This is a genomic window from Roseateles sp. GW821-FHT09B06 (assembly GCF_059418245.1).
Window position 1 is genome coordinate 15,616 of the sequence record NZ_JBWKPM010000026.1, and the last position, 20,981, is coordinate 36,596.

The window sequence follows — 20,981 nt, forward strand, 5'->3', positions numbered from 1 at the left end:
GCGGTCGGCGGGGCTCAACAGCGTGGAATCGCTCTGCGCCCGGCGCGCGCCGGAGGGCGCCGCCGCGGTGGCGAGAGGCCTGAGGAGATCAGGCGCGGGTCTTGGGCGGCTTCTTCAGGCCTTCGAGGAACGGCCCCTCGGGCGCGTTCTCGGCCAGCGGCAGAGGGTGGGTGGCCGCGGCGCCGCGCGAGCCCGGGCCGTCTATGCAGGAGGGGATCGGACCGATGCCGCTGAGGCAGCCGTCGATGCCCATGTGCATGGCGGAGTCGCTCGACTGGTCCTGGTGCAGGTCCGGCGCGCTGACCGGCGTGGCGGCGGCCAGTTCCTCGGCGAAGGCCTCGAAGCCCTGCAGGGCTTCGGCGGCATCGGCATGCTGCGCATGGTGATGATGGGCGCTGCCGGCCCAGTGCAGCAGTGCGTGCACGGCCTGCTGCACATTGCCCGCGCCGGCCCAATGCCCGCCCAGCGATACCACATGCAGCAGCATGGACAGCAGCAGGATCAGGAACAGGGGGCGGCGGCGCGACATGAACGGATTATGAAATTCGTGCCGTGCAGGGCCTGCTGTTTGTGGCCCTCTGTGCGCAATCTTCCGTTGAACTGGCCCGGGGGCGGCAGCACGGGCTGCCGAATCTCACGCCCTGGTGCGCCCTGCGCGCGGCTGGTGCGGGCCGCCGCACCAGGATGGAGGGCCGCCGCGACGGACCGCGAACCCATTGCAAAAAGGAGCCGAGCGGGCGCAAGATGCGTCGCCGGACGGTCCGGCGACCGGATCAGCCGGATCGGGGGTGAGAGCGGCGCCCGCCGCCATCGTGGCTTCATGGACGGATGGAGAGATTCGATGACCAGCTTGCAAATCAATGGAAAGACGCTCAGCGTCGACGCGGCCGCCGACACGCCCCTGCTATGGGTGCTGCGCGACCATCTAGGCATGACCGGCACCAAATACGGCTGCGGCCTGGCCCTGTGCGGCGCCTGCACCGTGCATGTCAACGGTGAACCGGTGCGCGCCTGCCAGACGCCGCTGTCGGCCGCCACCGGCAAGCGCATCACCACCATCGAGGGTGTCGGCGCGACGCGCCAGGGCAAGGCCGTGCAGGCGGCCTGGGTCAAGCTGGGCGTGCCGCAATGCGGCTATTGCCAGGCCGGGCAGATCATGAGCGCGACGGCCCTGCTGCAGCGCAAGCCCAGGCCCAGCGACGCCGAGATCGACGCGGCGATGAGCGGCAACCTGTGCCGCTGCGGCACCTACACGCGCATCCGCAGCGCGATCAAGAGCGCCGCCGGCCTGCCGGGAGATGCAGCATGAACACGCCGCACGAAGCCCTTCACGCCCTGTCTTCCGGCATCCGCCGCCGCAGCCTGCTGGGTGGCGCCGCCTCGCTGTCCGGCCTGGTGCTGGGCATCGGCCTGCCCGGCGCGGCGCGCGGCGCCGACGAACCGGTCAAGTACGGCGGCGACGGCATGCCCCATGGCATCCAGGAAAGCCCGCTCACCTTTGTCTCGATCGCGCCCGACGGCATCGTCAGCATCCTGGTCAACCGCTCCGAGATGGGCCAGGGCGTGCGCACCAGCCTGCCCAAGGTGCTGGCCGACGAGCTGGAGGCCGACTGGAAGCGCGTGCGCGTGGTGCAGGCGCCCGGCGACGAGGAGAAATACGGCAACCAGGACACCGACGGCTCGCGCAGCCTGCGCCACTGGTTCGAGCCGATGCGCCGCTGCGGCGCCAGCGCCCGCATGATGCTGGAGCAGGCGGCGGCCCAGCAGTGGCAGGTGCCGGTCGAGCAGGTCGAGGCGAAGAACCACCAGGTCCTGCACAAGCCGAGCGGCCGCAAGCTCGGCTATGGCGCGCTGGCCCAGGCGGCGGCGCGGCTGGAGGTGCCGGCGCGCACCAGCCTGAAGCTGAAGGACCCGAAGGACTTCCGCTATATCGGCAAGGTGGACGCCCATCTGGTCGATGCCGAGGTGATCGTGACCGGCAAGTCGCATTACGGCATCGACACCCGCCTGCCGGGCCAGCTCTACGCGGTGATCGCGCGCCCGCCGGTGCTGGGCGGCAAGCTCAAGAAATTCGACGCGGCCGAGGCGCTGAAGGTGCCCGGCGTGCTGAAGGTCTTCGAGCTGGCGGGCACGCCGCCGCCCTCGGAGTTCCAACCGATCGGCGGCGTGGTCGTGGTGGCCAAGGACACCTGGGCCGCGATCAAGGCGCGCGGCCTGCTGAAGATCGAATGGGACGACGGCGAGCATGCCGGCTACGACTCCGCCGCCTACCGCCGCGAGCTGGAGGCCGCGGTGCGCAAGCCCGGCGGCAAGGCGGTGCGCAACGACGGCGACGCCTATGCCGCGCTGGGCAAGGCGGCCAAGCGCGTCGAGGCCGACTACTACGTGCCGCATCTGGCCCATGCCACCCTGGAGCCGCCGGCCGCCACCGCGCGCATCGTCGACGGGCGCTGCGAGGTCTGGGCGGCGGTGCAGTCGCCGCAGGCCGCGCGCGATCGCGTGGCCAAGCGCCTGAACCTGGACTTCGCCAAGGTGACGGTCAACGTCACCCTGCTGGGCGGCGCATTCGGCCGCAAGTCCAAGCCCGACTTTGCCGTCGAGGCCGCGCTGGTCTCGCAGGAGATGAAGGGCGCGCCGGTCAAGCTGACCTGGACCCGCGAGGACGATCTGCAGCACGACTATTACCACGCCGTCTGTGCCCAGCATCTGGAGGCCGCCCTGGACGGCAGCGGCAAGGTCGGCGCCTGGCTGCACCGTTCGGCCGAGCCGACCATCCTGTCGATCTTCGCGCCCGACCCCAAGCAGCTGGCGGCCTTCGAGCTGGGCATGGGCCTGATCAACCTGCCCTTCGACGTCCCCAATGTGCGTTTCGAGAACCCGGCCACCACGGCCCATGCGCGCATCGGCTGGTTGCGTTCGGTCAACAACATCCAGCATGCCTTCGCGACCCAATGCTTCGTCGCCGAACTGGCCCAGGCCGCGGGCAGGGACCACCGCGACTTCCTGCTGGAGCTGATCGGCCCGGCACGCCAGATCGCACCGCCCAAGCTCAGCGACAGCTGGAACTATGGCGAATCGCCCGAACGCTACCCGGTCGATACCGGGCGGCTGCGCCGCGTGATCGAGGTGGCGACGCGCGAGGCTCGTTGGGGCCGCAAGCTGCCGGCGGGGCAGGGCCTGGGCCTGGCCGCGCATTACAGCTTCGTCACCTATATGGCCGTGGTGGCCCAGGTGGCGGTCAACGCCAAGGGCGAGCTGAGCGTCCCGCGCATCGACGTGGCGGTGGACTGCGGCCCGGTGATCAACCCGGACCGCGTGCGCTCCCAGGTGGAGGGCGCCTGCGTGATGGGCCTGAGCCAGGCCCTGTTCAGCGAGATCACCTTCAAGAACGGCCGGGTCGAGCAGAGCAATTACCACGACTTCGAGATCGCGCGCCTCAACGCGGCGCCGAAGAAGATCGTCGTGCACCTGATGCCCGCCAGCGGCTACGACATGCCGCTGGGCGGCGTCGGCGAACCGGCGGTGGGCCCGATCGCGCCGGCGCTGATGAACGCCGTCCACGCGGCCACCGGCAAGCGCATCCGCCAGCTGCCGCTGCGCGATCAGCTGGCGGCGAAAGCTTGAACAGCCCCTACGCGCTTCGCGCCCCCCGAGGGGGCACGCCCGCAGGACCGGCAAAGCCGGATCCGCGGGCGTCGCCGGGTTGGGCTTGTCCAATGCGCCGGGGGCGCCGCGAAGCGGCTTGTAGAACCAGAGACTCGGCTCAGCCGGCCGCGAAGCGGGCGATGGAGAAGGCGTCGATCGGCGTCGAGGTCCGGCCCGTCGCCAGCAGCTCGGCCATCACCTCGCCGACGCCGGGGCTGATCGCGAAACCCTCGCCGTTGAAGCCGAAGGCGTAGTGCAGGCCCGGCACGCGGGCGCTGGGGCCCAGCACCGGCGCCCAGTCGGCCGTGTAGCCCTCGATGCCGCTCCAGACACGCAGCAGCTGCACGTTCGCGAAGGCCGGCACGAAGCGGCGCAGCTCGCGCAGCTGGCGCAGCTGGTTCTCGGGCGTCGAATAGGCGCGGATCTGCTCGGCATCGGCCGGGCCCTTGAGCCCGCCGCCGAACACGATGTTGCCGCGCGCGATCTGGCGGAAGTACAGGCCCTCGGTCTCGATCGGCGAGGACAGGCCAATGGAGGGGCCGATCGCATAGGGCAGCGGCTCGGTCACGCCCATCTGCGGCCCGCGCGCGTCCAGGGGCACCGGCTCGCCGAAGGCCGCGGCGAAGCGGCCCGACCAGGCGCCGCTGGTCACCAGCAGCTGGGCCGCGCGGTACTGGCGGCCGTCGCTCGTGTGGGCGATGAAGTCGGCCCCGTCGCGCTCGATATGGGCCACCTCGCTGTGCTCGTGCACCGCCGCCCCGGCACGCTGCGCGGCGCGCCCGAAGGCCGGCCCGGCCAGACGCGGGTTGGCATGGCCGTCCACCGGCGACAGCGAGCCCGCCACCACCTCGGGGCTGAAGATGCCCCAGCGCCGGCGCAGGCCCTCGGCGCTGAACAGCTGAAGCTCCAGCCCCAGCGGCTTGGCGTCCTTCGCATGCTGCTCGATCGCCGCGGCCTGCTTCTCGGTATAGCAGACGCGCAGATGGCCGTAGGGCAGGAACTCCAGGTCCTCGCCCAGCAGCTCCCTGATGCGCCCCCAGACCGCGCGGGCGCGATTCGCGAGCGGCATCTGCGCGAGGTCGCGGCCCTGGCGGCGCACATTGCCGAAATTGGTGCCGCTGGCCTGGCGGCCGATCAGCTCCCGCTCCAGCAGGGTGACGCTCAGGCCATGCTGGCGGCGCAGGAAGAAGGCGGTGGTGGTGCCCATCAGGCCGCCACCGATGATCAGCACATCGCTGCGTTGCACGTTCTTGCTGCCGTCGCTCATGCCTGCACCTCGCGCGCATTCATCAGCAAGGGCTTCACCGGCGCCTGACCGCGGATGCGGCCGACGCGCTCGACCGGGATATGGGCCTCGGCCGCGATCAGCTCGGCCGCGGCATGGCCGCAAAAGCGGCCCTGGCAGCGACCCATGCCGACACGGCTGAAGGCCTTGGCGCGGTTCACTTCCTGGCTGCCGAGCTCGCGCACGCAATGCCGCAGCTCGCCGGCGCTGACGCCCTCGCAGCGGCACACCACCGCCTCGTCCGGCAGCGCGGCGGCCTGGGTATGCGGCCAGGGAAAAGCCAGGGCCAGGCCCTGGCGGAAGCGGTCCATGGTCCGCAGGGTGTCGCGCAGCGCGGCCTGCTCGGCAACGTAGCGCTGGCGGCCGGTCTCATGCTGCAGATCGCTCAGGGCGGCCAGCGCGGCCAGCCGGCCGGCGGCCTCGGCCCCGTCCGCGCCGAGGATGCGCGCGCCATCGCCGGCCAGGTAGACGCCCGGCGTGCTGCTGCGGCCGTCCTGGTCGATGCGCGGCAGCCATTGCCGACTCAGCGGCTCGAAGGCGAACTCGCAGCGCGCCAGGTCGGCCAGCTGCGACTCCGCGCGCAAATGCCAGCCCAGGCCCACCGCATCGCAGGCGAAGCGCTGCTCATGGCCCTGGGCGTCGCGCACGCGCACGCCGGCCACGCCGCTCTCTGCCTGGCCCTCGATCTGCAGCGGCGTCACGCCGTTCAGCAAGGTCACGCCCGCGCGCTTCAGCTGCGATTTGAGCCGCAGGCCCGTCCACAGCAGGCGTGGCCGGCTCAGCAGCCCGCGCAGGGCCTGCAGCGAGGGCACGGCGGCCGAAGTGTCCAGCACCGCGGCCACCCGGGCGCCGGCCTTCACATATTGCGCGGCCACCAGGTAGAGCAGGGGGCCGCTGCCGAGGAAGACCACATGCGCGCCGATGCTGCAGGCCTGGGCCTTCAGCGCGATCTGCGCGGCGCCCAGGCTGTAGCAGCCGGCATAGTGCCAGCCCGGCACCGGCATCAGCCGGTCGGTGGCGCCGGAGCAGACGATCAGCGCGTCAAAGGCGATCTCGGCGGTCTCCGCGCTGGCCGGCCGCACCGTGTGGAGTCGACCGGCCGTGAGGTTCCAGGCCAGCGTGTCGGGCCGGTAGTCGATCTTGTCGTCGCGCAGCAGCGCGTCGAAGCTGTCGTGCAGGGCCTGCGCCTTGGCGGCCTCGCTGCCGTACAGGGTCGCGTAGTCGCGCTTGAAGCCCTGCGGCTGGCGGCGGTAGATCTGGCCGCCGCTGCGACTGCCCTCGTCGACGACGATGGGTCGCAGGCCGGCCTGCACCAGGGCCTCGGCCGCCCGCACGCCAGCCGGACCGCTGCCCACCACCACCATCTTCGGTGCCGTCATGCCTCGCGCTCCTGCACGATCTTCAGGTCCGGCGTGGCCGGCCAGTAGTGCGCCGGCGGCGCCGTGCACACGGCCATGCCCTCGGCCACCGGCGTCGAGCAGGCGCGCAGGCGGCTGCCGCTTTCGTCCCAGACCCAGCAGTCCTGGCAGGCACCCATCAGGCAGAAGCCGGCGCGGGCTTCCGCCGCGCCGAACTCCGAACGGCGCAGATGGCCGCGCTGGCTCAGCAGCGCCACCAGCAGGCTGTCGCCCTGCAGCGCCTGGGCGCGCTGGCCGTCGATGCTGAGGGTCACGGCGGCGCGGCCGGTCTCGGCCAGGCGCACGAAGCGCTGCGCACCCGGCGCGGGGAAGGGTTCACTCATGGGCTTTCAGAGCGTCGGCGGGAACAGGCGCTCGATCGGGTAATGGTTCTTGATGAAGGGGGACTTGATGACGATGAAGCTGAAGTACTTCTCGATGCCGATATTGCGTTCCAGCAGCTCCTCGATGATGGCCTGGTAGTGGTTGACGCCGCGCGTCGTGAACTTCAGGAGGTAGTCGTAGCCGCCGCTGACCAGATGGCATTCGAGGATCTCGTCCACCTCGCGGATCGCGGCCTCGAAGCGCACGAAGTCCTCGCGATGGTGGTCGGTCAAGGTCACCTCGGTGAACACGGTCAATGTGTCGCCCAGCTTCTCGAGCCGCAGCTGCGCGCCGTAGCCGGCGATATAGCCGGCCTGTTCGAGCCGCTTGACCCGGATCAGGCAGGGGCTGGGCGACAGGCCCACCGCGTCGGCCAGGTCGACATTGGTGATGCGGCCGTTCTTCTGCAGCTGGCTCAGGATGCGCAGGTCGAGGCGGTCTAGCTTGAGTGGGCCCACGGTGTACTCGTTACATAGTCCAGGAACGGGTCGATTTTGCGTCGCCGGCGCCCGGGCGCCGTACGTCCAACTACGACCTTGTCAGGACTTCAGCGCGGCCCGCACATCGGGCGCGGCCAGCAGCTCGTCCAGGGTCTTGCGCAGGCGTTGGCCCATCTGCTCGAACTCGCCCTCGGTGAAGCACAGCGCGGGCGCAAAGCCGAGGATATGGTCGGCGAAGGAACGGAACACCAGGCCGTTGCGGTAGCCGCTCTCGAACAGCCGGTCCGACAGGCCCAGGGCCGGGTCGAAAGCGCGCTTGCTCGCCTTGTCGCTGACCAGCTCCAGCGCGCCCAGCAGGCCGCGATGCCGCGAGTCGCCGACCAGCGGATGCTCGCGCAGCGAGTCCAGCACATGGGCGAAGGCCGGCGCCACCCGCTGGCCGTTGGCCAGCAGGCCGCCTTCCTCGTACAGGCGCAGCACCTCCAGCGCCACCGCGGCGCTGACCGGATGGGCCGAATAGGTGGCGCCATGGCCGATCGCCGCGCCGGCCGGCGCGCCGTCGGCGATGCCGGCATAGACCCGCTCGGACATCAGCAGTGCGCCCATCGGCGCATAGCCGGCGGTCAGGCCCTTGGCCACCGTCATCAGATCCGGCTGCACGTCTTCGGCCTGGCAGGCGAACATCGGGCCGGTGCGGCCGAAGCCGGTGATGACCTCGTCGACGACGAAGAGGAGATCCAGCTCGCGGGCCGCCGCGCTCATGGCCTTCAGCCAGCCCTTGGGCGGTACGATCACGCCGCCGGAGCCCTGGATCGGCTCGCAGAAGAAGGCCGCGACCTTGTCGCTGCCGCCCAGCTCGGCCACCTTGGCGCGCAAGGCCGCCACCGAGGCGGCGATCTGGGCAGCGTCGTCCAGGCCGCTCCGGTAGCTGTAGGGCGAGGCGATGTAATGCTGGGTCGGCAGCGGCATGTCGAAACCGCGATGGAAGGCCGGCAGCGCCGTCAGGCCCGAGCCGGTCGACGAGGAGCCGTGATAGCCGCGCTCCAGCGCGATGAACTGCTTCTTCTGCGGCCGGCCGGTGTTGTTGTAGTACTGCGTGATCAGCCGGATCGCCGCATCGATGGCGTCCGAGCCGCCCAAGGTCAGGTAGACCCGGGTCAGCGAGGCCGGGCTGATCTCGACCAGCTTGTCCGCCAGCAGGATGGCCGGCTCGCTGCCGAAGTGAAAGTAGCCGGTGGCGTACGCAAGCTTGCGCATCTGCGCGGCCGCGGCCTGCACCACGCTCTCGTGGCCGTAGCCGATGTTGACGCACCACAGGCCGGCGAAGGCGTCGAGCAGTTCGTGCCCGCTGGCATCGGTCAGCCAGGCGCCCCGGCCCGACTCCAGCACCGTGACGCCGCGCTGCTCATGCTTGCGCCAGGGGGCGACCGGATGGATCAGGTGCGCGCGGTCGAGGGTGATCAGCGCGTCGAGATTGCTAGCGAGTGCGTTGGACTGCATGGGGCGCTCTTCCATTCATTGATCGTCATCTTGAAGAGGCTCCAGCTTAGGGGGGGGCGCGCAGCGGGTGGTGCTGCAATGGGGGCCGTGGCTTGGCTCCACGCGCTGTTCTTTGGGTGGGGACGGCAGAAGATTCTGCGGCCCCGGGATGGGGCGGGCCTGCATGAGGCACCGAGGTTTGGGAAGAGTTTGATGCCCGTAGCGATGATCTGCTCCATCGCTACACACTTCAACTCGGCCTTCCGCCGAGCCGGCATGGAGGGTAGTCGGTGCTCCGTCAATCGGGGCTCAATACCCCAATCCCCGATCCACCACCCCCACCATCGCCTCTCCCGCCTCAAACCTCCTGACGTTCTCCAATGCCACCCGCGCCGCCGTCTCCGGCTGCGTCATGCTGGCGATGTGCGGCGTCAGCCAGACCTGCGGGTGCTGCCAGAAGGCGTGAGTCGCCGGCAGCGGCTCGGGATCGGTGACATCGAGCACCGCATGTGAGAGCCGGCCGCTGCCCAGCGCCGCCAGCAGGTCGGCCTCGACCAGTTGCGGGCCGCGGCCCACATGCACGAGCCCGGCGCCGGCGGACAGTTGGGCGAACAGCCCGGCGTTCAGAAAGCCGCGCGTCGCGTCGGTCAGCGGCAGCAGGCAGACCAGCAGTTCGCTGCGGGCCAGGAAGGCCGGCAGTTCGTCGGCGCCGGCAAAGCACTGCACGCCCTCGATCGCGTGGCGTGAACGGCTCCAGCCGGCGCAGTCGAAACCGAAACCATGGCGCAGCTGGCCCAGCACGGCCCGGCCCAGCGAGCCCAGGCCCAGCACGCCGATGCGGCGCTTGGCCGCGGGCTGCACCTGGATCGGACGCCAGCTCGCCGCACGCTGCTGGCGCTGGTAGGCCGGCATGTCGCGGTGCAGGCTCAGCACGGCCCAGCTTACATACTCGACCATGCCCTTGATGATGCCGGGCTCGACCATGCGCACCACGGGCAGGTCGGCGGGCAGTTCATCGAACCTGAACTGGTCGACGCCGGCACCCGAGGAGAACAGCACCTGCAGGTTCGGAAACAGGCCGCGGATGTCGGCGGGCGGCTCCCAGGCGGCCAGATAGCGCACCGCGGCCGGATCGTCGCCGATGTCGGGCCAGATCCGGAAGTCCAGCTGGGGTGCCTCGCGCGCGAAGATCTCGGCCCAGACCCGGCCGCGCACCGGATCGGCCTTGTAGACGAAGCGCATCAGCCCAGCGCCTGGGTCACGAGCGCGTAGCCGCGCGCATCGGCGCTGCGGGCCGGCGGCGTACCGCGCACCATCTCGGTGGGCGCGTCGACGCGCTGCAGGCCCAGGGTCTCCAGCCATTCGGTCAGCCCGGCATCGAAGTCCACGTCGATGCGCACGAACTTGCCGGCGCTCAGGCCGGCCAGATGGGCGATCAGGGCCTTGGCGCCCTCGGTGTCCGGCGCCACCACCGGACCGATGATCAGGCCGCGGCCGAAGCGCCGCAGCATCGCGAAGCCCTTGGCCTCGCCCTCATGGTCCAGCACCACGGTGTCGGCATGGGCCAGCAGCTCGGTGATCAGCGGCTCGCGCGGCATGCCGCGGCCTTGCGCATCGAGCCGGATCAGGCTGAAGGCATCGTTGTGGTCGGCCGGGCGCAGGCGCCAGCCCTCGCCCAGCGCCACCAGCGGGGCGGGCAGGGCGGTGCCCTGGTGCTGGCGCACCTCGCCCGTGCGCACGAAGCCCAGGCGCTCGTAGAGTCCGCGGCCCTCGGGCGTGGCATGCAGCAGCACGTTCAGGCCCTCCAGCCGCTGCAGCAGGGCCTGCATCAGGTGCAGGCCGATGCGACGCCCCTGGCAGCGCGGGTCGACGATTACCAGGCCCAGCGTGGCATGCGCCGGGCCCCAGCGCCAGTAGAGGGCGGTGCCGACCAGTTCGCCGTCCCGCTCGGCCACGATGCCGCCGCCCAGGGTGAAGGCGGCCTGCCAGTCGGCCAGCCGGTGCGGCCAGTGCACGGCCAGCGACAGGGCATGGGCGGCCTCCAGATCGGCCGCTCCCATGTCCCGCAGGGCCACGCCGTCGGGCAGCGGCGCCCTTGTTGCCGCTGCTGCTGCTGTTGCCGCGCTTGATGGGTGGCTCACGAAGATCTCCTGAACGCGAAGCTTTGTTGCGCCCAATGGTTGCCGGCTTGCCGGGGCGGCGCTAGGACATTCTTGCTGTTTTTACGCATACCGCATCTTCGGCTGCGCGGCCCCCGCGACTCGCAATTTGCTGCCTCTCGCCGCCCCGCAACGCCAGCATATTCCGCACCAGTCTCCCTAGGATTCCGGGGTCGAAACGACGACGCCCAACCACAGGTCAGACCGTGCAACTCTTCGATCCCCAAAGCATCGCCGTGCCCAGCGGCCACTACATCGATGGCCGGCTGCTGCCCGGCCGCCCCGACCATCGGCTGGAGGTGCTGCGTCCCTCGGACGGGTGCGCCTATGCGGCGCTGCCGGTCGCCGACGCCGAGCTGGTGGACCGCGCGGCGCAGAGCGCCTGGTCCGCCTGGCGCGGCGGCGACTGGGCCCGCCGCGCGCCGCGCGAGCGCGCCCGGGTGCTGAGGCGCTGGGCCGACCTGGTGGAGGCCGACGGCGCCGTGCTCGGGCCGCTGGAGGCGGTGGGTTCGACCCGGCCGCTGAAGGACGTGCTGGCCTGGGACATCCCATTCACGGCCGAGGGCCTGCGCTTCTTCGCCGAATACGCCGACAAGCTGGGCGGCGAGGTGGCGGCCACGCGCGCCGACCACCTCGGCATGACGGTCAGCGAGCCCTATGGCGTGGTCGGTGCGATCACGCCCTGGAACTTCCCGCTGGTGATGGTGTCCTGGAAAGTGGGCGCGGCGCTGGCCGCCGGCAATGCCGTGCTGCTCAAGCCCTCGGAGCTGACGCCTTTCTCGGCGCTGCGCCTGGCCGAACTGGCCACGCAGGCCGGCGTGCCGGATGGGATCTTCAATATCGTGCAGGGCGACGGGCGCGAGACCGGCGACGCACTGAGCCGGCACCCGCGCATCGCCAAGATGACCTTCACCGGCTCCACCCGCACCGGCGCGGCCATCATGGCGGCCTGCGCCCAGCATGGGCCCAAGCCGGTGACCCTGGAGCTGGGCGGCAAGAGTCCGCAGCTGGTGTTCGACGACGTGCCCGACCTGGACCGGCTGGCCGGCCTGGTGGCCGGCGCCATCACCGGCAATGCGGGCCAGGTCTGCGTGGCGGGCTCGCGGCTGATCGTGCAGCGGGGCATCGCCGAGGCCCTGCTGGAGAAGCTGGCCCTGCGCTTTGCCGCCACGCGGCCCGGCGCCACCTGGGATGCCGGCGCCGGCCTGCCGCCGATCATCTCGCGCGCCCAGGCCGCGCGCATCGACGACATCGTGCGGCGCTCCGTGGCGGCCGGCGCCGAGCGCCTGTGCGGCGGGCTGCGGCAGGACATCTGCGCCGACGGCGCCTACTACCTGCCGACCCTGCTGCACCGGGTGGACGGCGCCAACCCGGCGGTGGAGGAGGAGATCTTCGGTCCGGTGCTGACGGTGCAGACCTTCGACACCGAGGAGGAGGGCCTGGCCCTGGCCGCCCATGCGCATTACGGGCTGGCGGCCGGCGTGCACACGGCCGACCTGGGCCGGGCCCTGCGCATGATGCGCGGCATCTCCGCCGGCACGGTCTGGATCAACCGTTACGGGCGCACGGCCGACTTCGTGATCCCCACCGGCGGCTTCGGACAGTCGGGCATCGGCAAGGATCTGGGCCGGCAGGCGGTCGAGGCCAATCTGCGCCTCAAAAGCGTGCTGATCGACTTCGCGCCGCCGCAATGAAGTGCACCGGCGCCCAAGCCCGGAGCACGCCGCAGGCTATGCCGTGCGGGCCGCCCCAAACCACAGTTTCATGCGCCTGCGCGTGGCAAATCCCGGCATATCACTCCGGCTCACATGCTTCAATGAAATCCTGATGACAGCAGCCTGAGCGAGATTTTCTTCTTCCTCTTCATCACCTCACCCGACCACAGGACACCTCCATGGCCTTCCGTCCCAAATACATCTCCTTCGACTGCTACGGCACGCTGACCCGCTTCCGCATGGGCGAGATGACCCGCGACATCTTTGCCGACCGCATCAAGCCCGAGCAGATGGAGCGCTTCATCGCCGACTTCAGCGCCTACCGCTTCGACGAGGTGCTGGGCGCCTGGCAGCCCTACGAGGTGGTGCTGAAGAACGCGGTGCGGCGCCTGTGCAAGAAATGGGGCATCCAGTACTTCGACCACGAGGCCCAGCAGTACTACGACGCCGTGCCCACCTGGGGCCCGCATGACGACGTGCCGGCCGGCCTGGCCCGGATCGCCAAGGAGATCCCGCTGGTGATCCTGTCCAATGCCTCGGACGACCAGATCCAGAAGAACGTGACCCTGCTGGGCGCGCCCTTCCACCGCGTCTACACCGCCCAGCAGGCCCAGGCCTACAAGCCGCGCCTGCAGGCCTTCGAATACATGCTGGACTCGCTGGGCGCCAAGCCGGAGGAGATGCTGCATGTCTCGTCCAGCCTGCGCTACGACCTGATGTCGGCCGACGACCTGGGCATCCGCAACAAGGTATTCGTGAACCGCGGCCATGGCCCCGGAAATCCGGCCTACAACTATGTGGAGATCGCCGACATCGGCGGCCTGGCCGGCGTCGTCGGCCTCTGATTCGCGTTTTCCGTCCTCGCCTGCCGCAGCCAGCGCCCACCATGAAGCTCGACTCCTACTGGACCGATTCGGCCCCCGCCTTCCAGCCACAGCCCCGCGAGCTGCCAGGCACGGCCGATGTGCTGATCGTCGGTGCCGGCTTCACCGGCCTGTCGGCCGCCCAGGCGCTGGCGCGGCGCGGCGCCTCGGTGGTGGTGCTGGAGGCCTGCGACCGTATTGCCAAGGAAGCCTCGGGCCGCAACGGCGGCCATGTCAACAACGGCCTGGCGGTGGACTATGCCGCCGCCGCCGAGCAGCATGGCGTCGAGAAGGCGCGCGCCTGGTACCACGAGTTCGATGCCGCGGTGGACACGGTCGAGCGCCTGGTGCGCGAGGAGGGCATCGCCTGCGACTTCCAGCGCAACGGCAAGCTCAAGCTGGCCACCAAGCCCGCCCATTACGAGGCGCTGGCGCGCAGCTGCGAGCGCATGGCCCGCGAGGTGGATGCCGACGTGGAGCTGGTCTCGCCGCAGCGCGTGCGCCACGAGGTGGCCAGCGACTGCTATGTCGGCGGCCTGCTGCAGAAGAAGAGCGCCCAGATGCATATGGGCCGCTTCGCCGCTGGCCTGGGCCAGGCGGCCGAGCGCGCCGGCGCGGCCATCCACCTGAACACGCCGGCGCTGCGCCTGCAGCGCCAGGGCCGCACCCACGAGCACCTGGTGGACACGCCGCGCGGCAGCGTGCGCGCCAAGCAGGTGCTGCTGGCCACCGGCGCCTCGCTGCATGGTGGCTACGGCTCCTTCGGCTGGCTGCGCCGCCGCATCGTCGGCGTGGGCAGCTTCATCATCGTCACCGCCCCCTTGGGCGCCGAGCGCGCCCGGGCCCTGCTGGAAGGGCGGCGAACCTATGTGACGGTGGCCAATATCCACCATTATTTCCGCCTGACGGCCGACCACCGCCTGGTGTTCGGCGGCCGGGCGCGCTTCGCGGTCTCCAACCCGACCTCGGACCAGAAGAGCGGCGCCATCCTGCGCCGTGGCCTGACGCAGATATTCCCGCAGCTGGCCGACATCGGCATCGACTACTGCTGGGGCGGCCTGGTCGACATGACGCAGGACCGCCTGCCCCATGCCGGCGAGCGCGACGGTCTCTTCTACTCGATGGGCTACAGCGGCCATGGCACGCAGATGTCGGTCCACATGGGCCAGCGCATGGCCGCTACGCTGGCCGGCGAGCGCGAGGCCAACCCTTGGCGCGACCGCGCCTGGCCTGCCATCCCCGGCCATCTGGGCCCGCCCTGGTTCCTGCCGGCGGTCGGCCTGTACTACCAGCTCAAGGACAAGCTTTCCTGAGCCCCCGCATCTCCCTTGTCCCTTCCTCACCCCGCACATCCCATCACCGGAGCCAATCATGAGCGATAGCAAGAAGCTGCAAAGCCTCGTCGGTCCCCAGGAAAGTACACGCATGATGGAGGCGATCAAGCGCGGCGCGACGCGCCGCGACATCCTCACCATGCTGATGGCCGGTGGCATGCAGATGGGCCTGGCCGGCGGCCTGGCGGGCACGGCCCTGTCGGCCTATGCCCAGACGCCGCGCCGCGGCGGGCGCATCCGCGTGGCCGGCGCCACCGCGGCGATCACCGACACGCTGGACCCCGCCAAGATGTCCAACCAGACGGACTATTCGCGCGGCACCATGCTCTACAACGGCCTGACCACGCTGGACGGCAGCCTGACGCCGCAGCCGGCGCTGGCCGAGGAATTCACGACCAAGGACGCCAAGACCTGGATCTTCAAGCTGCGCAAGGGCGTGGTCTTCCATGACGGCAAGGCGCTGACGCCGGCCGACGTCGTGTTCTCGATCAGCCGCCACAAGGATGCAGCCACTGCCTCCAAGGCCAAGGCCCTGGCCGACCAGATCGACACGGTCAAGGCCACCGGTGCCAACGAGGTGACGATCACGCTGAGCGCGCCGAACGCCGACCTGCCGGTGATCCTGGGCACCTTCCACTTCATGATCGTCAAGGACGGCACGACCGACTTCTCGACCGGCATCGGCACCGGACCCTACAAGCTGAAGGAATTCAAGCCCGGCGTGCGCTCGATCGCGGTGCGCAACGAGGCTTACTGGAAACCCGGCAGGCCCTATCTGGACGAGATCGAATTCGTCGGCATCGGCGACGAGGGCGCGCGCGTCAATGCGCTGCTGTCGGGCGATCTGGATCTGGTCGGTGCCGTCAACCCGCGCTCGGTGGACCGCGTCAAGAGCACGCCCGGCTACACCGTCTTCAGCACCCAGGCCGGCCAGTATTCCGACCTGGTGATGCGCCGCGACATGGGCCCGGGCGCCAACCCCGACTTCGTGCTGGGGATGAAGCACCTGTTCGACCGCGAGCAGATGCGCAAGTCGATCGCGCTGGGCCATGCGGTGATCGCCAACGACCAGCCGATCGACCCGACCAACCGCTTCCACTTCGCCGGCCTGCCGCAGCGCCCCTACGACCCGGAGAAGGCCAAGTTCCATCTGAAGAAGGCCAATCTGGGCAGCGCGCCGATTCCGGTGGTGGTGTCGCCGGCCGCACTGTACTCGGTCGAGACGGCCCTGGTGCTGCAGCAGGCGGCGCAGCGCGCCGGCCTGAACCTGGACGTCAAGCGCATGCCGGCCGACGGCTACTGGGCCAACCACTGGCTCAACAGCCCGGTGGGCTTCGGCAACATCAATCCGCGCCCCAGCGCCGACGCCCTGCTGACCCTGCTGTTCAAGTCGGACGCGGCCTGGAACGAGTCGCGCTGGAAGAACGAGAAGTTCGACCAGCTCTTGATCGGTGCCCGCGCCGAGACCGATCTGGCCAAGCGCAAGCAGATGTATGCCGACATGCAGACCATGATCCACCATGAGGCCGGCATCGGCATTCCGCTGTTCCTGGCCAGTCTGGACGGCCACAGCACCAAGCTGAAGGGCCTGTCCCCGATCCCGCTGGGCGGGCTGATGGGCTATTCCTTCGCCGAGCATGTCTGGCTGGACGCCTGACCGCGCATAAGCTCTGACCATCATGAACCTGCTGATCCTGCGACTCATCGTCAACCGCGTGGCGCTGGCCCTGGTCTCGCTGCTGGTGGTGTCCGCGGTCGTTTTCACGATCACGGCGCTGCTGCCCGGCGATGCCGCGCAGGCCCAGCTGGGCCAGGAGGCCACGGCCGAATCGCTGGCCGCGCTGCGCGAGCAGATGGGCCTGAACGTGCCGGCCCATCTGCGCTACTGGGCCTGGCTGTCGGGCATGGCCACCGGCAATCCCGGCCAGTCCATCGTCACCCATCTGCCGGTGGCCGACATGATCTCCAGCCGCCTGCCGAACTCGGTGAAGCTGGCGGCGATCACCGCGGCGATCGCCGTGCCGCTGGCGCTGGCGCTGGGTATCGCCTCGGCGATGTGGCGCGGCTCCTGGTTCGACCGCCTGGCCAGCTCGGGCGCGGTGGCGGTGGTCTCCGTGCCGGAGTTCCTGGTCGCGACCCTGGCGGTGCTGATCTTCGCGGTGGAGCTGCGCTGGCTGCCGGCCTTGTCGTATAGCAGCAGCGTCGATTCGATCGGCCAGATGCTGCGCGCCTTCGCGATGCCGGTGCTGAGCCTGTGCTGCGTGACGATGGCGCAGATGATGCGGATGACGCGCGCGGCCGTGGTCGACCAGCTGCGCGCGCCCTATATCGAGATGGTGCGGCTGAAGGGCGCCTCGCCGACGCGCATGGTGCTGGCCCATGCGCTGCCGAACGCGATCGGACCGATCGCCAACGCGGTGGCGCTGTCGATGTCCTATCTGCTGGGCGGCGTCATCATCGTCGAGACCATCTTCAACTACCCCGGCATCGCCAGCCTGATGGTGGACGGCGTCAGCCAGCGCGACATGCCCCTGGTGCAGACCTGCGCAATGCTGTTCTGCGCCGTCTATCTGATGCTCGTGACCCTGGCCGACATGTGCAGCATCGTCGCCAACCCCCGCCTGCGCCATCGCTGAAAAGGCCTCACCTCCATGTCCACCCTGACACCCGCTTCGGCCGAGCCCGCCGCACCGCGCGCGCGGCGGCGCCTCGTGCCTTCGATGAGCTGGCCCGGCCTGCTGGGCCTGTCCGTGCTGCTGGCCTGGCTGCTTGCTGCGCTGATCGGTCCCAGTCTGCTGGGCCAGGGCGGCGCCGACATGGGCGCTGGCGATGTGTTCGCCGGCGTCAGCGCCCAGCACTGGCTGGGCACCGACTACCTGGGCCGTGACATGCTGGCCCGCGTGATCGAGGGTGCCCGCTACACGGTGGGCGTGGCCCTGATCGCGACCCTCTCGGCGAGCGGCACCGGCACCGTGCTGGCCCTGCTGGCGGCGTCCAGCGCACCCTGGCTGGATGGCGCTTTAAGCCGCGGCATCGATACCCTGACCTCGATCCCCTCGAAGATGCTGGCCCTGATCATGGTGGCGGCCTTCGGCTCCTCGCTGACGATGCTGATCGTGACCGCGGCCGTGATCTATGTGCCCGGCGCCTACCGCATCGCGCGCTCGCTGGCCGTCAACATCAACGCGATGGACTATGTGGTGGTGGCCCGCACGCGAGGCGAGGGCAAGCTCTACATCATGCTGCAGGAGATCCTGCCGAACATCGTCAACCCGATGCTGGCCGACCTGGGCCTGCGCTTCGTCTACGTCGTGCTGCTCCTGGCCTCGCTGAGCTTCCTGGGTCTGGGCGTGCAGCCGCCGGCGGCCGACTGGGGCTCGCTGGTGCGCGAGAACATCGGCGCGCTGCCCACCGGCGGCGCCGCCATCATCGCGCCGGCGCTGGCCATCGCCAGCCTGACCATCGCGGTGAATCTGCTGATCGACAATCTGCCGGGCCGTGCGGCTCGCGAAGGCGGGGTGCACTGATGGGCGCGCCGGTCACCGTGCGCGGCCTGCGCATCGTCGTCGACAAGGAGAATGGTGGCGGCGAACACGCCATCGTCGACCAGCTGAATTTCTCGATCGCCCCCGGCGAGGTGCTGGCCCTGATCGGCGAGTCCGGCTCGGGCAAGACCACGACGGCGCTGGCCCTGATGGGCTATGCCCGCCATGGCTGCCGCATCGCCGGCGGCAGCATCACGATCGGTGCCACCGATGTGCTGGCGCTGGGCGAGGCGCAGCAGCGCGCGCTGCGCGGCCGCACGGTGGCCTATATCGCGCAGAGCGCGGCGGCCTCGTTCAATCCCTCGCGGACCATCATGGACCAGGTGGTCGAGCCGGCGCTGATCCACCGGCTGATGCCGCGCGCCGCGGCAGAGGCCAAGGCGGTCGAGCTGTTCCGCGAGCTGGCCCTGCCGAATCCCGACAGCATCGGCTCGCGCTACCCACACCAGGTCTCCGGCGGCCAGCTGCAGCGCCTGATGGCGGCAATGGCCCTGATCAGCGACCCGGATCTGGTGATCCTGGACGAGCCGACCACGGCGCTGGACGTGACGACGCAGATCGAGGTGCTGCGCGCGTTCCGCCGCGTCGTGCGCGAGCGTCGCGCCACCGCCGTCTATGTCAGCCACGACCTGGCCGTCGTCGCGCAGATGGCCGACCATATCCTGGTGCTGCGCGACGGCACGATGCGCGAGATCGGCGCCACCGAACAGATCATCACGGCCCCGGTCAACGACTACACCCAATGCCTGCTGGCCGCCGCGCGGCCGCGCGAGCGTGCGGGTGGCCAATGCTCGACCCAGGCCGGCGCCAGCCAGCCGCTGCTGGAGGTCAGGAATCTGTCGGCCGGCTATGGCCCGGTCGACAGGCAGGGCAAGCCGGCCATCCTGATCCTCGAGGACATCAATCTGAAGCTGTATCGCGGCCAGGCCATCGGCGTGATCGGCGAATCGGGCTCGGGCAAGACGACCCTGGCGCGCGCGATCGCCGGCCTGATCGCACCGAGCAAGGGCCAGCTGCTGTTCAACGGCAAGGCCCTGCCGCCCGCGCTGGCCGGGCGCAGCAAGGACGAGCTGCGCCAGGTGCAGATCGTGTTCCAGATGGCCGACACGGCGCTGAACCCGAGCCACACCATCGAACGCATCCTGGCCCGGCCGCTGCAGTTCTACAAGGGCCTTTCCGGCAAGGCGCTGGACAAGCGCATCGCCGAGCTGCTGGACCTGGTCAAGCTGCCGGCCGCCAGCGCCCAGCGCCGGCCGGGCGGGCTGTCGGGCGGGCAGAAGCAGCGCGTCAACCTGGCGCGCGCGCTGGCCGCCGAGCCCGACCTGATCCTCTGCGACGAGGTCACCTCGGCGCTGGACACCGTGGTCGGCGCCGCGGTGCTGGACCTGATCGCCGAGCTGCGCCGCGAGCTGGGCCTGTCCTATCTGTTCATCAGCCACGACCTGCACACGGTGCGCTCGGTCTGCGACGAGATCGTCGTGATGCAGCACGGCCGCAAGCTGACCCAGGTGGCGCGCGCCGACTACGAGCGTGGCCCGCACCATCCCTACTACGAGCTGCTGGCCCGCTCGGTGCCCGAGCTGCGCCAGGGCTGGCTGGACGAGCTGCAGCCGCAGCAGCAGTCACCGGCATTGACCTCCTGAATCGGAACGAACCCATGAGCAGCAAGACATTCAAGATCGCGGTGATCCCCGGAGACGGGATCGGCAAGGAAGTGATGCCGGAGGGCCTGCGCGCGCTGCGGGCGGCCTCCGAGCGCTTCGGCTTCAAGCTGGAGCTGACGGAGATCGAATGGGCCAGCTGCGACTACTACGCGGCCCACGGCCAAATGATGCCGGACGACTGGAAGGCCCGGCTGCAGGGCATGGACGCGATCCTGTTCGGCGCCGTGGGCTGGCCGGCCACCGTGCCCGACCATGTCTCGCTGTGGGGTTCGCTGCTGAAGTTCCGCCGCGAGTTCGACCAGTACATCAATCTGCGCCCGGTGCGCCTCTTTGACGGCGTGCCCTGCCCGCTGGCCGGGAGGAAGGCCGGCGAGATCGACTATTTCGTCGTGCGCGAGAACACCGAGGGCGAGTACACCAACCTGGGCGGCGTGATGTATGCCGGCACCGAGCGCGAGATCGTGATCCAGGAATCGGTCTACTCGCGCTTCGGCGCCGACCGGGTGCTGAAGTACGCCTTCGAGCTGGCCGACAGCCGCCAGCGCAAGCACCTGACCGTGGCCACCAAGAGCAACGGCATCGCGATCTCGATGCCCTGGTGGGACGGGCGCGCCGATGCGGTGAGCCAGGGCTATCCCGAGGTCACGGTGGACAAGCAGCATATCGACATCCTGAGCGCACGCTTCGTGCTGCAGCCGGGGCGCTTCGACGTGGTCGTCGCCTCCAACCTGTTCGGCGACATCCTCTCGGACCTGGGCCCGGCCACCACCGGCACGATCGGGCTGGCCCCCTCGGCCAACCTGAACCCGGAGCGCAAGTTCCCCTCGCTGTTCGAGCCGGTGCATGGTTCGGCGCCGGACATCTACGGGCAGAACATCGCCAACCCGGTGGCGATGATCTGGTCGGCGGCGCTGATGCTGGACTTCCTGGGCGAACGGGCCGCGCATGACGCGATCCTGAAGGCCGTCGAGACCGTGCTGGTCGAGGGGCCGCGCACGCGGGACCTGGGTGGCCAGGCGTCCACCACCGAGATGGGCGAGGCGCTGGCCAAGCTGATCGGCCGGGCCTGAG

At 70.0% G+C, this 20,981-nt stretch carries 18 protein-coding genes; 10 read left to right on the forward strand and 8 right to left on the reverse strand.

All coding sequences use genetic code 11. The features are described 5' to 3' along the window. Positions 1-88 precede the first annotated feature (88 nt). Positions 89-529, reverse strand: a complete 441-nt coding sequence (locus tag AC07OQ_RS19190; protein ID WP_495054746.1) for a hypothetical protein — start codon at positions 527-529, stop codon at positions 89-91. A 312-nt stretch (positions 530-841) separates the two neighbouring features. Between AC07OQ_RS19190 and AC07OQ_RS19195 the strand changes: the two genes are divergently transcribed. Together AC07OQ_RS19195 and AC07OQ_RS19200 are read left to right on the forward strand one after the other, a co-directional pair. Next, positions 842-1,309 (forward strand): (2Fe-2S)-binding protein, encoded by a 468-nt coding sequence (locus tag AC07OQ_RS19195; protein WP_495054747.1) that lies wholly within the window; start codon positions 842-844, stop codon positions 1,307-1,309. Continuing rightward, the gene (locus AC07OQ_RS19200) at positions 1,306-3,624 is read left to right on the forward strand and encodes a xanthine dehydrogenase family protein molybdopterin-binding subunit (protein WP_495054748.1); all 2,319 of its coding nucleotides are present in this window, start codon (positions 1,306-1,308) and stop codon (positions 3,622-3,624) included. Before AC07OQ_RS19195 ends, AC07OQ_RS19200 begins: the two co-directional genes overlap by 4 nt. A 139-nt stretch (positions 3,625-3,763) precedes the next feature. Here the strand turns inward: AC07OQ_RS19200 and AC07OQ_RS19205 are convergent, their stop codons facing one another. From AC07OQ_RS19205 to AC07OQ_RS19235, 7 genes are all read right to left on the reverse strand, one after another. Continuing rightward, positions 3,764-4,912, reverse strand: coding sequence for an NAD(P)/FAD-dependent oxidoreductase (locus AC07OQ_RS19205; protein ID WP_495054749.1), 1,149 nt, complete (start codon positions 4,910-4,912; stop codon positions 3,764-3,766). Further along, the gene (locus tag AC07OQ_RS19210) at positions 4,909-6,309 is read right to left on the reverse strand and encodes an FAD/NAD(P)-dependent oxidoreductase (RefSeq protein WP_495054750.1); all 1,401 of its coding nucleotides are present in this window, start codon (positions 6,307-6,309) and stop codon (positions 4,909-4,911) included. The genes AC07OQ_RS19205 and AC07OQ_RS19210 overlap by 4 nt, the downstream gene beginning before the upstream one ends. Beyond that, positions 6,306-6,671: a (2Fe-2S)-binding protein gene (locus AC07OQ_RS19215; protein WP_495054751.1), complete on the reverse strand. Its 366-nt coding sequence runs from the start codon at positions 6,669-6,671 to the stop codon at positions 6,306-6,308. The genes AC07OQ_RS19210 and AC07OQ_RS19215 overlap by 4 nt, the downstream gene beginning before the upstream one ends. 6 nt (positions 6,672-6,677) lie before the next feature. Continuing rightward, positions 6,678-7,169: an Lrp/AsnC family transcriptional regulator gene (locus tag AC07OQ_RS19220; RefSeq protein WP_495054752.1), complete on the reverse strand. Its 492-nt coding sequence runs from the start codon at positions 7,167-7,169 to the stop codon at positions 6,678-6,680. Positions 7,170-7,250: 81 nt separating this feature from the next. Continuing rightward, a complete protein-coding gene (locus tag AC07OQ_RS19225) occupies positions 7,251-8,651 on the reverse strand; it encodes an aspartate aminotransferase family protein (RefSeq protein WP_495054753.1) in 1,401 nt (466 codons plus the stop codon). A gap of 288 nt (positions 8,652-8,939) precedes the next feature. Then, positions 8,940-9,872: a 2-hydroxyacid dehydrogenase gene (locus tag AC07OQ_RS19230; protein ID WP_495054754.1), complete on the reverse strand. Its 933-nt coding sequence runs from the start codon at positions 9,870-9,872 to the stop codon at positions 8,940-8,942. Further along, positions 9,872-10,690 (reverse strand): GNAT family N-acetyltransferase, encoded by an 819-nt coding sequence (locus AC07OQ_RS19235; protein WP_495054792.1) that lies wholly within the window; start codon positions 10,688-10,690, stop codon positions 9,872-9,874. Before AC07OQ_RS19235 ends, AC07OQ_RS19230 begins: the two co-directional genes overlap by 1 nt. Before the next feature lie 305 nt (positions 10,691-10,995). On the opposite strand from AC07OQ_RS19235, the gene AC07OQ_RS19240 reads away from it, so the two are divergent. From AC07OQ_RS19240 to AC07OQ_RS19275, 8 genes are all read left to right on the forward strand, one after another. Further along, entirely contained in the window at positions 10,996-12,483 is a 1,488-nt protein-coding gene (locus AC07OQ_RS19240) for an aldehyde dehydrogenase family protein (protein WP_495054755.1), read from the forward strand. Between the two features lie 200 nt (positions 12,484-12,683). Further along, the gene (locus tag AC07OQ_RS19245; protein ID WP_495054756.1) at positions 12,684-13,349 is read left to right on the forward strand and encodes a haloacid dehalogenase type II; all 666 of its coding nucleotides are present in this window, start codon (positions 12,684-12,686) and stop codon (positions 13,347-13,349) included. Between the two features lie 41 nt (positions 13,350-13,390). Beyond that, on the forward strand, positions 13,391-14,680 hold the full coding sequence (locus AC07OQ_RS19250) for an NAD(P)/FAD-dependent oxidoreductase (protein ID WP_495054757.1): 1,290 nt from the start codon (positions 13,391-13,393) through the stop codon (positions 14,678-14,680). A 58-nt stretch (positions 14,681-14,738) separates the two neighbouring features. After that, entirely contained in the window at positions 14,739-16,358 is a 1,620-nt protein-coding gene (locus AC07OQ_RS19255) for an ABC transporter substrate-binding protein (protein ID WP_495054758.1), read from the forward strand. 22 nt (positions 16,359-16,380) lie between these two features. Beyond that, positions 16,381-17,337, forward strand: a complete 957-nt coding sequence (locus AC07OQ_RS19260) for an ABC transporter permease (RefSeq protein WP_495054759.1) — start codon at positions 16,381-16,383, stop codon at positions 17,335-17,337. 15 nt (positions 17,338-17,352) lie between these two features. Next, positions 17,353-18,228 (forward strand): ABC transporter permease, encoded by an 876-nt coding sequence (locus AC07OQ_RS19265; protein WP_495054760.1) that lies wholly within the window; start codon positions 17,353-17,355, stop codon positions 18,226-18,228. Next, positions 18,228-19,889: an ABC transporter ATP-binding protein gene (locus AC07OQ_RS19270; protein ID WP_495054761.1), complete on the forward strand. Its 1,662-nt coding sequence runs from the start codon at positions 18,228-18,230 to the stop codon at positions 19,887-19,889. The genes AC07OQ_RS19265 and AC07OQ_RS19270 overlap by 1 nt, the downstream gene beginning before the upstream one ends. A 14-nt stretch (positions 19,890-19,903) precedes the next feature. Further along, positions 19,904-20,980 (forward strand): tartrate dehydrogenase, encoded by a 1,077-nt coding sequence (locus AC07OQ_RS19275; protein WP_495054762.1) that lies wholly within the window; start codon positions 19,904-19,906, stop codon positions 20,978-20,980. Position 20,981 lies beyond the last annotated feature (1 nt).